At 42.8% G+C, this 14,077-nt stretch carries 11 protein-coding genes; 1 reads left to right on the top strand and 10 read right to left on the bottom strand.

What is annotated here, in order from left to right:
- Positions 1-194 precede the first annotated feature (194 nt).
- From MKY07_RS11545 to MKY07_RS11590, 10 genes are all read right to left on the bottom strand, one after another.
- Entirely contained in the window at positions 195-1,151 is a 957-nt protein-coding gene (locus MKY07_RS11545; RefSeq protein WP_014823497.1) for an aromatic acid exporter family protein, read from the bottom strand.
- Between the two features lie 77 nt (positions 1,152-1,228).
- Positions 1,229-1,669 carry a BrxA/BrxB family bacilliredoxin gene (locus MKY07_RS11550; protein WP_008404201.1) on the bottom strand — a complete coding sequence of 147 codons (441 nt, stop codon included), beginning with the start codon at positions 1,667-1,669 and terminating at the stop codon, positions 1,229-1,231.
- A 264-nt stretch (positions 1,670-1,933) separates the two neighbouring features.
- Positions 1,934-3,016: a methylmalonyl Co-A mutase-associated GTPase MeaB gene (gene meaB / locus MKY07_RS11555; protein ID WP_339264648.1), complete on the bottom strand. Its 1,083-nt coding sequence runs from the start codon at positions 3,014-3,016 to the stop codon at positions 1,934-1,936.
- 2 nt (positions 3,017-3,018) lie between these two features.
- Positions 3,019-5,169 carry a methylmalonyl-CoA mutase gene (gene scpA, locus MKY07_RS11560; RefSeq protein WP_339262261.1) on the bottom strand — a complete coding sequence of 717 codons (2,151 nt, stop codon included), beginning with the start codon at positions 5,167-5,169 and terminating at the stop codon, positions 3,019-3,021.
- Entirely contained in the window at positions 5,166-6,842 is a 1,677-nt protein-coding gene (locus MKY07_RS11565) for a methylmalonyl-CoA mutase family protein (protein ID WP_339262263.1), read from the bottom strand. Before MKY07_RS11565 ends, scpA begins: the two co-directional genes overlap by 4 nt.
- A 132-nt stretch (positions 6,843-6,974) precedes the next feature.
- Entirely contained in the window at positions 6,975-8,327 is a 1,353-nt protein-coding gene (locus MKY07_RS11570; RefSeq protein ID WP_339262265.1) for a dihydrolipoamide acetyltransferase family protein, read from the bottom strand.
- 420 nt (positions 8,328-8,747) lie between these two features.
- Positions 8,748-9,731, bottom strand: a complete 984-nt coding sequence (locus MKY07_RS11575) for an alpha-ketoacid dehydrogenase subunit beta (RefSeq protein WP_008404210.1) — start codon at positions 9,729-9,731, stop codon at positions 8,748-8,750.
- The gene (locus MKY07_RS11580) at positions 9,731-10,744 is read right to left on the bottom strand and encodes a thiamine pyrophosphate-dependent dehydrogenase E1 component subunit alpha (protein ID WP_014823493.1); all 1,014 of its coding nucleotides are present in this window, start codon (positions 10,742-10,744) and stop codon (positions 9,731-9,733) included. The genes MKY07_RS11575 and MKY07_RS11580 overlap by 1 nt, the downstream gene beginning before the upstream one ends.
- Positions 10,745-10,764: 20 nt before the next feature.
- Positions 10,765-12,174, bottom strand: a complete 1,410-nt coding sequence (lpdA, locus tag MKY07_RS11585) for a dihydrolipoyl dehydrogenase (protein ID WP_339262269.1) — start codon at positions 12,172-12,174, stop codon at positions 10,765-10,767.
- 55 nt (positions 12,175-12,229) lie between these two features.
- Positions 12,230-13,324 carry a Glu/Leu/Phe/Val dehydrogenase gene (locus MKY07_RS11590; protein ID WP_014823491.1) on the bottom strand — a complete coding sequence of 365 codons (1,095 nt, stop codon included), beginning with the start codon at positions 13,322-13,324 and terminating at the stop codon, positions 12,230-12,232.
- A 402-nt stretch (positions 13,325-13,726) separates the two neighbouring features.
- On the opposite strand from MKY07_RS11590, the gene MKY07_RS11595 reads away from it, so the two are divergent.
- Positions 13,727-13,960 carry a DUF2627 domain-containing protein gene (locus MKY07_RS11595; RefSeq protein ID WP_008404214.1) on the top strand — a complete coding sequence of 78 codons (234 nt, stop codon included), beginning with the start codon at positions 13,727-13,729 and terminating at the stop codon, positions 13,958-13,960.
- Positions 13,961-14,077: the final 117 nt, after the last annotated feature.

Raw genomic sequence — 14,077 nt, forward strand, 5'->3', positions numbered from 1 at the left:
CCATTCCGGGTCGGACGCTTTCCGCGGGCCCGAGGCCAACACGATGTTGGTCACAAAAGCGTTGCCACAGGACGTGGCGTTCTTAGCTTTTGTTCCTATTGCTCTCCCTCGGGCTGTTCCCGCTGGAGTCGCCTCCCCTTCATTCCAATCAATTTGCATTTAAATCAAAAGTTGCCGTCCCATCATGTTCCGTATTATTTCATCCCCTTGAACGATTGCTTGATGACCAGGTATTCATCCATTTCTTCAATAAACTGGTACAATGCCGCCATGGCGAGGAATGTTTCGTGATCGGTTGGCAATGGCATTTTGGCGAACTCTTCTTTTACTTTATCGAGCTTTTCCAAAAAGCGGCTTGCTGTGTTACCTGAATGGACGTGCTCGCTCAAGTCTTCCATAAACGCTGCAATTAAAGTAGCCTGCTCCGTCATTACCGGCAGTGAGGTAATTTTCGGCAACACGCGCTCAATAATTTCCAGCTGTCTTTCACGCATATCAAAATACAAGTAATATGTATTTTCTTTACGAGTCACGTGGTTTTCAACATCTTGGAATGCCAGTGCTTTTCCTGCTTCGACAACTTTCGCCGCCTCAATTAGTTCATGTCCGTCCCATAATGTATCGCCATCTCTTAGATACCCTGCAATTTCTGCAAGAATTTTCTTCAATAACGACTCCATTTTCTCACGGTGGTAATACAGGCCTTGCTGAATATCCGGCATATACATATTAACGACTAAACCAACCCCATAACCGATTGCCATTAAGTAAAATTCATTAATTAGCAAATCTGCCGTAAAATTGGCGGTCAAATAAATATGCATCATAATAACCGAACTTGAGATAAAACCTTCCACAACTCTCAGCGAAACGATTGTCGGAATGAAAAGAATCATGACAACTCCCAAAACAACCGGTGAATAACCGAATATTTCGAAAAATACAAATGCATAAGCGATCCCGATAAATGTTGAAACAATCCGGGTATACACTGCATGGAGAGATTTACGTTTTGTTGGTTGAATGCTTAAAATCGTCAGAATACCAGCTGCCGTGAAAAACTGCAAATCAAAATATTGGGCAATTGCTATCGCAACAGCAGCACCAATGGCTGTTTTTAATGTACGATAGCCGATTGAAAATTTCTTCATATCGGTTGAACTCCCCCGTTATAGGTGTGCAGCGGGTACGTTCAATACGCACCCGTTACACAATAACTCTATTAGTATTAGATTTCTTCGCAGTTTTCCTCGAAGTGACCTTGAAGGTTTGTTACAACGCTCATTGGGTCATGTCCTTCGATTTCAAAGCGGCCAACTTCTCCTACAACTTGTCCATCTTTCAATAATATGAATGATGGTGATGATGGAATGTGATCTTCACCGAAATAATAACGTGCAGCTGCTGTTGCTTCTTTATCTTGACCAGCAAATACTGTTACTAAATAGTCAGGACGTTTATCATAATGTACAGCATGTGTTGCTGCAGGACGTGCAATACCGCCAGCACAGCCACATACAGAATTCACCATAACAAGAGTTGTTCCTTTACGAGCAAACGCTGCTTCCACATCTTCCGGAGTGCGCAGTTGTTCATAACCTGCTGCTTCCATCTCTGCACGTGCAGTCGTTGTAATTTGTTGCATAAATAAATCATAATCCATGTTCATAAGCTTTTTAGCCCCTTTCTATGTTCCTTTTTATCATAGCAAGGTTACGAAAGATGTGCAAAGACTCTTGATTATCATTATTTTCATTCAGCGGAAACTCCCGCTGAATGAAAATAAGCCTCCGGCGGATGTCACAGATTTTTTAAAGGAATTATAGAGGTTTCCAGCCTAAAAGCGTCACATCATGCGAACGGCTGACTGACCCACTTCGTGTGGGTCCAAACTCAAAAAATCTGGACACAATTACGCCAAGGCGTAATTGATTTATTCATTTTTTTCGCCAAATAATGCATTAACCCCTTGTGTAACCGTTAGCTGGCCATGCAATATTTCTTCCTCAAGTGATCGGACCTGCTTTTTACGTTCCGGATTATTATAGAACGAATCTATTAAATGATCGGTAATCATTGTATGGAACCAGTCGCGCGTTTGTTCATGGCGACGTGTCGTCCAATAATTCGATTGCTTAATCGTCTGCTCAAATTCCATCAGCATATCCCATACTTTGTCGAGCCCCTTTTTTTCAAGGGACGATACGGTCAGTGACGTACTGAGCCAGCCAGGGGTAGATGGCTGAAGGAAATGAAGAATCTGCTTGTATTCCTGCATTGTCCGGCGTGCAGGGCGCACATTGTCCCCATCGGCTTTATGGACGATAATGCCGTCTGCAAGCTCCATAATGCCCTTCTTCATCCCTTGAAGCTCATCTCCCGCACCTGTTAAGACAAGCAGCAGGAAGAAGTCGACCATGCCACGCACATACGTTTCACTTTGACCGACACCGACTGTTTCAATCAAAATGACGTCATAGCCTGCTGCTTCGCATAAAAGCATTGTTTCGCGGGACTTTTTGTGGACGCCGCCTAATGTACCGGCACTCGGCGAAGGACGGACAAATGCATTTTCCTGGCGCACCAGTTCTTCCATCCGGGTTTTATCCCCTAAAATACTGCCGCCTGAAAGCGATGAGCTCGGGTCGATTGCAAGAACCGCAACGCGCTTGCCCATTTTGCACAGCATCGTACCGAATGCTTCAATAAACGAGCTTTTCCCCGCACCCGGTACACCGGTGATGCCAATACGGATTGAATTGCCCGTAAAAGGCAATAACTCCTGCAGCAGCTTCTGTGCTTCTTCTTTATGGGCATTGTTCGAGCTTTCAATGAGCGTTATCGCTTTAGCGAGCGAAGTACGATTACCCGCACGCACTTCGCCAGCCAGCGTCTGTAAATCAAGTGCTTCCTGCTTTTTTTTACGGAATTTCTTTGGGTTTGAATAGCTCATACCATCATGACCACCCTTCACACCATCCATGACAAATAAAGCGCTTTTCTCGTCTTGTGGCATCACTACTCTGCCACTTCCTCATAACCTAACTTTTTATAAATTTCTTCTATAATGCGAATTGCCGATACTGGAATCACAGTACCTGGCCCGAAGATAGCCGCTGCACCTGCTTCATATAGGAACTCATAGTCTTGAGCTGGGATTACCCCACCGCAAATGACGATAATGTCCTCACGACCTAATTTCTTCAATTCAGCTACAAGTTCAGGCACTAATGTTTTATGACCCGCAGCTAAAGAAGATACTCCGATACAGTGTACGTCGTTTTCGTTTGCCATTTGTGCTGTTTCTTCTGGTGTCATGAACAATGGAGAAATATCGACATCGAAACCTAAGTCCGCATAACCAGTTGCAACAACCTTCGCACCACGGTCATGTCCGTCTTGTCCCATCTTCGCCACTAAAATACGTGGACGGCGACCTTCTGCTTCCAGGAAGTCTTCTGTCATTTGCTTCACTTCTGATATCATTTCATCATCCGAGAAGTTTGCAGAGTAGACACCTGAAATTGAACGGATAACCGCTTTATGACGGCCAGATACTGCTTCAATCGCATCCGAAATTTCACCTAATGATGCACGTGCTCTTGCTGCATCCACTGCAACGGCCAATAAGTTTTCAGAGCCGTCTTCAGCCGCCTTCGTTAAGCGTGCTAAATGTTTTTGCACTTCTGCTTCATCACGTGTTGCCTTCATTTTTTCAAGGCGGGCAATTTGTGATTCACGTACGATCGCATTGTCGATATCTAAAATGTCGATTGGATCTTCTTCAGCAAGACGGTATTTGTTTACACCGACAATCGTTTCTGTTTTTGAGTCGATTTTCGCCTGGCGTTTTGCCGCTGCTTCTTCAACTTTCATTTTCGGAAGTCCTGTCTCGATCGCTTTTGCCATTCCGCCAAGAGCTTCGATTTCCTCGATTAATGCCCATGCTTTTTCTGTCAGCTCATCTGTCAGTTTTTCTACATAGTACGAACCGCCCCATGGATCGATTACTTTAGTCATTCCTGTTTCTTCTTGCAGGAATAGCTGAGTATTACGTGCAATACGAGCAGAGAAGTCCGTTGGTAAAGCAATTGCTTCATCCAGTGCGTTTGTATGAAGCGACTGAGTATGGCCCATTGCTGCCGCGTTCGCTTCGATCAATGTACGTGTTACGTTATTGAATGGATCTTGTTCCGTTAAACTCCAGCCTGATGTTTGCGAGTGTGTACGCAATGCAAGAGACTTCGAGTTTTTCGGATTGAATGTAGACATCATTTGTGCCCAGATGCGACGTGCTGCACGCATTTTCGCAACTTCCATGTAATAGTTCATACCGATCGCCCAGAAGAACGATAAACGCGGTGCAAATGCATCAATGTCAATACCTGCTTTTAAACCTGTACGTACATATTCAAGACCGTCTGCCAATGTATACGCAAGCTCGATATCATTTGTCGCACCCGCTTCTTGAATATGGTAACCCGAAATGGAAATCGAGTTGAATTTCGGCATGAATTTCGCCGTATATTCAAAAATGTCTGCAATGATTTTCATCGACATTGCCGGTGGGTAAATATATGTGTTACGTACCATGTATTCTTTTAAAATGTCGTTTTGGATCGTACCGGCCAATTTATCAGGCGATACTCCTTGTTCTTCTGCTGCAACGATGTAGAATGCAAGAATCGGTAATACTGCACCGTTCATTGTCATCGATACCGACATTTGATCAAGTGGAATGCCGTCGAATAAAATTTTTGCATCTTCAACTGAATCGATTGCAACGCCGGCTTTTCCGACATCCCCTGTTACACGAGGATGATCCGAGTCATAACCGCGGTGTGTTGCCAAGTCGAATGCTACTGAAAGCCCTTTTTGACCCATTGCCAAGTTACGACGGTAAAAAGCATTTGATTCTTCCGCAGTTGAGAAACCTGCATATTGACGTACTGTCCACGGACGCGCTACATACATTGTCGGGTATGGGCCACGTGTATTCGGCGCGATACCAGCCACATCTTTTAAATGTTTTGCATCTTGAATATCTTCTTTATTGTAAACCGAATTTACTTCAATGCCTTCATTTGTGACGTACGAGCCTGTAGAAGTAAGTTGCTCTTGTTTTAATACATCTTCAATGACAACTGTTGCGAAATTTGCTTTGCTCATTGTTGTACCCCCTTCACGCTCATCACGACATCCGATAGCTTGCGGGCGATGTTCTGACCTGCATAAATAAAGCCGTTTAAGCCTGCTGCAGTCCACGCCGCTTCTTCTTCTTTATATTTACCCGCTGCATCCAATACAGCTGTTTGCTTTTTGTTTTCAAGTAATGCCGGAATAATGGCCTTTGTATCTTCATCCATTGCTGCTACTACTACATAGTCATAGTCTGCACTTGCCAGCCAAGTTGTTGCATCCTCAATTGTTTGAAAGCCTGCTGTTTGGTATGCGACGATGCCTGCTGTCGCAAAGAATCCTTGTACAAAATCTGCGCGCGGCTTATAATTTTTCAGCTCGCCGAATGTTAAAATCGCTGCTTTGATGCCAGTTTGTGCATAAGTAGCACGCAGGTTTTCAAATGGAATGGCAAGACGTTTTACACCTGCAAATTGAGCATTTTCAGTAGTTGCTACCCCATCTTGCGGGTTTGCATAAATATTTGTACCGATTAATGAGTGCTTGCGTGTTTCCACTTGCTTCATGCGTGTCGCATACACTTCCTCAATATGAGCATTGATGCCGTATGCTTCCAATCCACCAGCAATTTCGATTTCCAAAAACAGTGCCCATGCTTCTTTTACATAGTCTGCTGTTAATGATTCGATAAAGTACGAACCGCCTGATGGATCGATTACATTTGTTACATGCGACTCTTCTTTCGTCACAAGAGAGACATTGCGCGCAATACGGACCGACTGACCTGTCACACCTGTCAATGCATCATGCGGATGTACCGTAATAACATCTGCACCACCGATTGCCGCTGAGAATGCTTCATTGCCTGCACGTAATAAATTTACATAAACATCATATTTCGAGAAGCTGCGTACCGAAGTTTCCACTACGACCGGGACAGCGCTTGCTTCATTGCCGAATGCTGAAGCAAACGCTTTCCATAATACTTTGAAGGCACGAAGTTTTGCTACTTCTGCAAAGAATTGTGTATCGACAGCGAACTGTACGAAAAACTTCTGTTCAAATGCTTTAAAATCTTCTACCGTATTAGCAAGTTTAGCTGCTTGTGCAAGCGCAATAGCAAGCTCTTGTACCGCATTTGCGCCGTCATTATGGAATGGAATCGTATTTGCACAAAACGTGCGGACATTTGGATAGTTAGCTAATTCTATTGTTTCAGGTGAAACAATATAGCCTACAACGTCTTTACGTTTAGCTTCGTCAATATATTTGAATACATCCAGCACTGCATCTTCAGCAGAAGCGACGATAAATTTAAATGAATTTTCCGATAAATAAGAAGCGAGTTTTTCGCTGTCTTGTTCAGACCAGTCAAATGCAATCGGGCTGTTGATTGTAATCATTTCATTGCCGCGCGATAAGCTATCCTCGATATTGGCAAAAAAGCTGGCTGCATCATTGCCAGCGATTTGCTGTGCAACAGTGAAGCTTGTCTGTTTTGTTAAAGAACGGATTGTTGATACTTGTTTCTCCAGTTGCTCTCCCAATTTTTCGATTAAGCTTTCTTCTGTATAAAGTGGGTCAAGCGTGATATTTTCAATTGTCTTTGTAAATAAGGATTCAAACGGTTTTCCTTTTAATGCTTTAACCGCTTCTTCCTTCCACTGCTCATAGCTGGCTGTTTGAAATTCGATCTCTTTCATATTCATTGACATGTGGTCGCTAAGTAGCTTCCCCCCTTGTTATATTTCTGTACTATAGTTTACACGAGAATGTTCTGACAATAAAGAGAAAAAAAACGTGAAAGCCTTATTTTACAGGCTTTCACGGCATTTTCAGTAGACTGACATCTTCTCTTTATCGACATTTTCGAGAATTTCTTTCACACGAGATAAGAATTTCCCACAAATCATACCATCTAAAATTCTATGATCTAATGATAAACATAAATTCACCATAGAGCGTGGAGCAATCATATTCCCCTGTACTATTACAGGTCTTTTTACAATACTTTCCACCTGCAAAATTGCTGCCTGTGGATGATTGATAATGCCCATTGACTGAACAGAACCAAATGATCCGGTATTGTTGACTGTAAATGTACCACCTTGCATATGCTCCAATTTCAGTTTTCCGTTGCGTACAAGATGTGCATATTCATGAATTTCTTTCGCAATGCCTTTAATCGATTTTTCATCGACATTTTTGATAACCGGCACGAATAATGCATCATCAGTAGCTACAGCAATCGATAAATTAATATCTTTCTTTTGAATAATTTTATCTTCCGCCCAAACAGAATTGATGATCGGGAATTCTTTTAGCGCCTGGGAGACCGCTTTTAGGAAAAATGCAAAATACGTCAGATTAAATCCTTCTTTTTTCTTGAAATCTTCTTTTATGCTGTCGCGGTATTCAACAAGCTCTGTCACATCCACTTCCATCATCATCCATGCATGCGGAATTTCATGTGTGCTACGCAGCATATTTTTTGCAATTGCTTTACGCACTTGTGTAACCGGAATTTCAATGTCTCCAGCAGCAACTGGAACCTCTTGTTTCGGCTGAGACGCCGGTGCTTGTGTCGCGCCTTGCGTGGACGCTTGTGCTGACGCTTCCTGTTTTGGCTCAGCAAATGCTGTTGGTTGTTCGTCATTCGAAATATCCTGACTTGTCGGCTTACCTGCCGCAACATATGCTTCAACATCTTTTCTTGTAATCCGATTGCCGACACCTGTGCCGGTAATTTGGGCCAAGTCGACATCGTGTTCATTTGCCAATGCTAAAACTGCAGGTGAAAAACGACCCGGCTTGCGTTCTGTGCGCACCGGTTTGTCTTCTTTTTTTGCTGCCGGTTTGTCTTCTTCTTTCTTCTGTGAGCCGGCATTTAGAATTGCTGAGCTGACATTCGAGCTTTTTTCAACTGGAGCTGGCGGCATTTCGGAGCCTTCCACTTCAATTGCGCATACAACCGCGCCTACCGGCAATGTTTCGCCTTCGTTTGCGATTAACTCTGTAATTACCCCTGCAAACGAAGAAGGAATTTCGGCATTAACTTTATCTGTTGTTACTTCTGCTAATGGATCATATTTATTTACTTTATCTCCCACTTGGACAAGCCAGCGTTCAATCTTACCTTCTGTCACACTTTCTCCAAGTTGCGGCATGACGATATTTTGAATTGTCATTAAACAATCCCCCTTTAACTAATAGGCCTTTGCTCAAAAAAGTTGCAAGCCAAATATAGATACTTGAATTAAATAAGGGCATCTCAAAATATATGAGTTGATTTCCATTTCAGGGAGGACGCTTTCCGAGAGCACGAGGCCAACACGAAGTTGGTCACAAAAGCATTGCCACAGGACGTGGCGTTCTTAGCTTTTGTTCATACTCTCCCACGGGCTGTTCCCGCAGGAAGCTTGCTTGTGACTGTCGCTTACGCTTTCGTCACAGAGAAAATCTTGTAGCGAAAGGCGCTAGCCGTCAGCTTGTGTTTTAGCAGTGCGAAAGGTGAAACCGTCAGCACGAACACTCGCCTCCCTTCCATTCCAATCAACTCGTTTCTCTACAAAATTGTAGCTTAAATATTCTGTCCCTTATTCTATTAACTAGAATTCTGCGAGTTCGCGAATTGCTTTTTCTACTTTATCAGGATTAATCATAAAAAACTTTTCCATTGTTGGTGAATATGGCATTGCGGGAACATCCGGACCTGCGAGGCGCTTGATCGGTGCATCCAGTTCAAATAAGCAATGCTCAGCAATGATGGCCGCCACTTCACCCATAATGCTGCCTTCTTTATTATCCTCAGTAATCAGTAGAATTTTTCCTGTTTTTCTTGCAGCTTCAATAATGGCTTCTTGATCTAACGGGTAAACAGTACGTAAATCTAGAATATGCGTTTCGATACCGTCTTTTGCTAGACGCTCTGCTGCCTGCAATGCAAAATGTACTGCAAGGCCATACGTAATAACTGTCACATCATCGCCTTCACGCTTCACATCGGCTTTTCCGATCGGCAATGTATAATCATCTGTCGGCACTTCCCCTTTAATAAGACGGTATGCACGTTTATGCTCGAAAAACAGAACCGGATCTGGGTCGCGAATGGCTGCTTTTAACAACCCTTTCGCATCATACGGTGTGGACGGAATGACAATCTTCAAGCCAGGAGTACCTGCAAACATCGCTTCAACCGATTGCGAGTGATAAAGGGCACCATGAATTCCCCCACCAAATGGTGCACGCACAACTAAAGGACAGCTCCAGTCATTGTTTGAACGGTAACGGATTTTCGCCGCTTCCGAAACAATCTGGTTTACAGCAGGCATAATAAAGTCCGCAAACTGCATTTCAGCAATTGGACGCATGCCGTACATCGCTGCACCAATTGCAACACCGGCAATCGCACTTTCAGCTAACGGTGTATCCAATACGCGCGCTTCCCCGAATTGGTCATACAGGCCTGTTGTCGCTTTGAACACCCCGCCTTTCAACCCAACATCTTCACCTAATACGAAGACACTGTCATCTCGCTCCATTTCTTCTTTCATTGCTAAGTTAATCGCATCAATATAAGAAATTACCGGCATTACGCATCTTCTCCTTCCGCATACACAAAACGCAATGCATGTTCTGGCGGGGCATAAGCTGCATTTTCTGCATAATCTGTCGCTTCATTGACAGTATCCATAATTTTTTTGTTCATTTGTTCCAATAACGCATCGTCTGCTACACCACAGTCTTTTAAGTATGTTTCAAATAAAATAATCGGGTCTTTTGCTTTTCCTTCTGCAATATCCTCAGCTGTTCTATATTGACGATCGTCATCATCAGAAGAATGGGCTGTCAGTCGGAACGAAACCGTTTCGATCAGTGAAGGCCCTTCTCCGCGTCGAGCACGATCAGCCGCTTCTTTCACCACTTTGTATACTTCCAGCGGATTTTTGCCGTCTACCGTTACACCAGGCATCCCGTAGCCGATTGCACGGTCAGATACTTGTGCACAGCCCAGTTGTCGCTCAACCGGAACAGAAATGGCATATTGGTTGTTTTCTACCATGATAATAACCGGCAATTTATGCACTCCCGCAAAGTTTGCCCCTTCATGGAAGTCTCCTTGGTTTGACGAACCTTCACCGAGTGTTACAAATGTGATAAAGTCCTTTTGCTGCATTTTCCCTGCAAGTGCGACACCGACCGCATGCGGTACTTGTGTCGTTACAGGAGAAGAACCCGTAAGTATACGATTTTTCTTTTGCCCGAAGTGTCCCGGCATTTGACGCCCGCCAGAGTTTGGGTCTTCCGCTTTCGCAAACGCCGAAAGCATTAAATCTTTTGCCGTCATCCCAAAATGAAGGACAACCCCCATATCACGATAGTACGGCGCAATATAATCCTTTGTATGATCAAGGGCAAAGGCAGCACCTACTTGAGCTGCCTCTTGTCCTTGGCATGAAATAACAAACGGTATTTTTCCTGCACGGTTTAACAGCCACATCCGCTCATCAATGCGGCGTGCCATTAACATCGTTTCGTACATTTTCAGTACCTCTTCATCCGTTAACCCAAGTTGTTCATGTGTTATTGTTGTAATGTCAGTCATAAAATACCCCCTTGTCACTCTTAAAAATGAATCGCTTTTCCTTCAATCGCCAGCGCGGCCTCCCCGATAATTTCGCTTAATGAAGGATGCAAATGCACCATCTGTCCAACTTCCCATGGCGAGGCATTTAAAAATAAACCTAGTGCAGCTTCAGATATTAAATCCGTTGCATGCGGTCCAATTAAATGGATACCGACAACATCATTCGAACTTTCATCCGCAACTACTTTCACAAAGCCTGCTGTTTCACCATACACAATCGCTTTACCGATCGCTTTAAACGGGAATGTCGTTGTCACAACTTTATAGCCGTTGTTTTTTGCTTGCTCTTCTGTAAGTCCGACACTTGCGACTTCCGGATTACTGTAGACGCCTCGTGCAATATTTGCATAATGTAGAGGAATCGAATTCTGTCCCGCAATATGCTCGACAGCACGAATTCCTTCATGTGAAGCAACATGTGCCAACTGCATACCGCCGATGACGTCTCCTATAGCATATATATGACGTTCTTTCGTCTGGAAATGTTCGTTTACTGAAATATACCCATTGTTCAGTTCAATTTCTGTGTTTTCCAAGCCGATATTTGCCGTGTTTGCTACCCTTCCAACTGAAAGTAAAAGTGCTTCCGCTGAAATGGTTTCATCATTTACTTGAAGCGATACATTTTCCTTTGTATCAATTGCCGAAGGATCGAGTTTTACATTGAAATGAACGTTCACTCCGCGCTTTTTCAAAGATTTCAGCATCTCCGCTGAAATTGCTGCATCTTCAGTCGGCAGCAGACGGTCACCTAACTCTATGATTGTGACTTCTACATCAAAATCAGTGAGCATCGACGCCCACTCGACACCGATTACACCACCACCGATAATAATGGCTGACTTCGGAAGCTTTTCGATCGTCAGAAATTCATCTGATGTGAACACCTTTTTCCCATCAACTTTCAAACCGTCCAATGTACGAGGGCGAGAACCTGTCGCAACGATGACGTTTTGCGGCACAAGCATCTCGTTTTCTGTGCCATCATTCATTTCCACCGAGATTGTACCTGGCATCGGAGAGAAAATAGATGGTCCTAAAATACGGCCGAAACCATCATATACATCGATTTTCCCTTTTTTCATCAAGTGCTGAACGCCTTTGTAAAGTTTATCTACAACACTAGATTTTCTTTGTTGGACTCGTTCAAAGTCGATTTTGACATCATTCACTTCAATCCCAAAATCAAGTGCCTTTTTCGATTGCACATATACTTCCGCACTTCGGAGCAATGCTTTTGTCGGAATACAGCCCGCATGCAGGCAAGTACCCCCCATTTTGTTTTTTTCGACGATTGCCGTTTTCAGTCCGAGTTGTGATGCACGGATTGCGGCTACATAACCACCTGTGCCCCCGCCTAAAATAACGACATCATAATCTTTTGCCATAACCGACACCCCTTTTTTCCGTAACAAAATCAATTTCTTCTTTCGTAATCGCGTCTTAGCGACCGTTTAATATATTCTTTTCGTTTTGAAGGAACTGACTGCGGGATTTCGCTACACGAGCAATACGCTCTTCTGCTAAACGGTTTGCTGCCAAATAAGTCGGAATATCTTCTTCTTTTGATATTGCAAAAATCTTTTCCAAGCTTGTGTAAATCGTTTCAACACGCTTCATTGCACGCTCACGATTATAACCGTATAACTCGTCTGCAACATTAATAACCCCGCCTGCATTAATCACGTAATCCGGTGCATAAACAATTCCTAAATCATGCAGTACCTTACCATGTCTTGATTCTGCCAGCTGATTGTTTGCAGATCCAGCGATAACTTTCGCTTTGAGAGTCGGAATCGTTTGGTCATTAACGATAGCGCCAAGTGCACATGGTGAGAAAATATCCACATCCTGTTCGTAAATCGCATCAGGTGCTACAGCTACCGCTCCAAAATCTGCAACGACACGGTCGATTGCTTGCTGATTAATGTCAGTTACGATTAGTTTCGCTCCTTCATTATACAAGTATTCACATAATGTGTACGCAACATTCCCAAGACCTTGAACTGCTACTTTACGGCCTGCCAGTGAATCATCTCCAAACGCTTCTTTCGCTGCTGCCTTCATCCCTAAAAATACACCATATGCTGTAATTGGCGATGGATTGCCAGAGCTGCCGAATGCCGGTGAAATACCTGTTACATAATTTGTTTCTTCATGGATTAAATCCATATCTGCAACTGTTGTACCTACATCTTCTGCCGTAATATATCGACCATTCAAACCTTGAATGAATCGTCCCAATGCACGGAACATTTCTTCGTTTTTATCTTTGAATGGATCTCCAATAATAACTGTTTTACCGCCACCTAGATTTAAGCCTGCCGCCGCATTCTTATAAGTCATGCCGCGTGCTAGACGAAGTGCATCTTCAATAGCTGCTTCCTCTGAGGCATATGTCCACATGCGCGAACCCCCAAGAGCTGGACCCAATGTTGTATCATGAATAGCAATAACCGCTTTTAACCCCGATGCCTCATCTTGGCAAAAGACTACTTGTTCAAAATCATATTTCTGCATGTACTTGAAAATTTCCATAACACTATACCCCTCCACTCAAGAAAGCGCTTACTTTCTCGTATATTATTATTTTCTGTTAATTAGAGATAATAAATACTTAAATTTGTATAATTTTATTATCGTTATTTTTACAATACTTATAAATTTAAAAGGATGCAACTAGAAATCCCCAATTTAATTTAAATTAGAATATTCGGACAATTTTTACCTATAAATGCATTTGAAAACCGATTAAAATTACTTTTGAATAACTATTCTAATATAGTTATTTAGGTATTTTTTTTACTAAGCCTATATTTCCATTCTATGAATCTATACCCGATTATTGACTTTCTCTACCTGCATTGTAAAATTAAGTGATACTAAAATAATCAGAGACATTGTTTCATTCACTGTTTTTAGTCTGAAGGAGGTTTGAAAATGGCACGTATGGCTGCATTTATCGTACTAGTCATTCCCGCAATTTTAATGGCTGCAGGGATAAAATTTATGCGGGATACATTATTCGGGATTTTAATTTCACCATTTCCATGGATTTGGTTACAATTCATTGTTGGTGCCATCTTTTTTGCCGTTTCATTTTTGTTTTTTGCAGGTTTTTTACTGCATCGGGATCGCAAGCGCGGCAAAGTATCCGAACGCTGGCAGAAATAGGTCTACAATAAAAAAATCAAATTTTTCTCTGGGAGGAAATTTGATTTTTTTCGTATATTCAGTTAACTCTTTTTTCAGGAAGAGTAAAGTTATTGTAACATGACACTAAATTATTAA

The sequence above is a fragment of the Solibacillus sp. FSL W7-1472 genome (assembly GCF_037969775.1).
GTDB classification, from domain to species: Bacteria; Bacillota; Bacilli; order Bacillales_A; family Planococcaceae; genus Solibacillus; species Solibacillus silvestris.

Excerpts from the sequence above, each read along its gene's own strand:
- MKY07_RS11565 (WP_339262263.1), bottom strand. The coding sequence starts at position 6,842 with ATGAAAGAGATCGAATTTCAAACAGCCAGCTATGAGCAGTGGAAGGAA.
- MKY07_RS11545 (WP_014823497.1), bottom strand. The coding sequence starts at position 1,151 with ATGAAGAAATTTTCAATCGGCTATCGTACATTAAAAACAGCCATTGGT.
- MKY07_RS11550 (WP_008404201.1), bottom strand. The coding sequence starts at position 1,669 with ATGAACATGGATTATGATTTATTTATGCAACAAATTACAACGACTGCA.
- scpA (WP_339262261.1), bottom strand. The coding sequence starts at position 5,169 with ATGAGCAAAGCAAATTTCGCAACAGTTGTCATTGAAGATGTATTAAAA.
- lpdA (WP_339262269.1), bottom strand. The coding sequence starts at position 12,174 with ATGGCAAAAGATTATGATGTCGTTATTTTAGGCGGGGGCACAGGTGGT.
- meaB (WP_339264648.1), bottom strand. The coding sequence starts at position 3,016 with ATGCCACAAGACGAGAAAAGCGCTTTATTTGTCATGGATGGTGTGAAG.
- MKY07_RS11570 (WP_339262265.1), bottom strand. The coding sequence starts at position 8,327 with ATGACAATTCAAAATATCGTCATGCCGCAACTTGGAGAAAGTGTGACA.
- MKY07_RS11580 (WP_014823493.1), bottom strand. The coding sequence starts at position 10,744 with ATGACTGACATTACAACAATAACACATGAACAACTTGGGTTAACGGAT.
- MKY07_RS11575 (WP_008404210.1), bottom strand. The coding sequence starts at position 9,731 with ATGCCGGTAATTTCTTATATTGATGCGATTAACTTAGCAATGAAAGAA.
- MKY07_RS11595 (WP_008404214.1), top strand. The coding sequence starts at position 13,727 with ATGGCACGTATGGCTGCATTTATCGTACTAGTCATTCCCGCAATTTTA.
- MKY07_RS11590 (WP_014823491.1), bottom strand. The coding sequence starts at position 13,324 with ATGGAAATTTTCAAGTACATGCAGAAATATGATTTTGAACAAGTAGTC.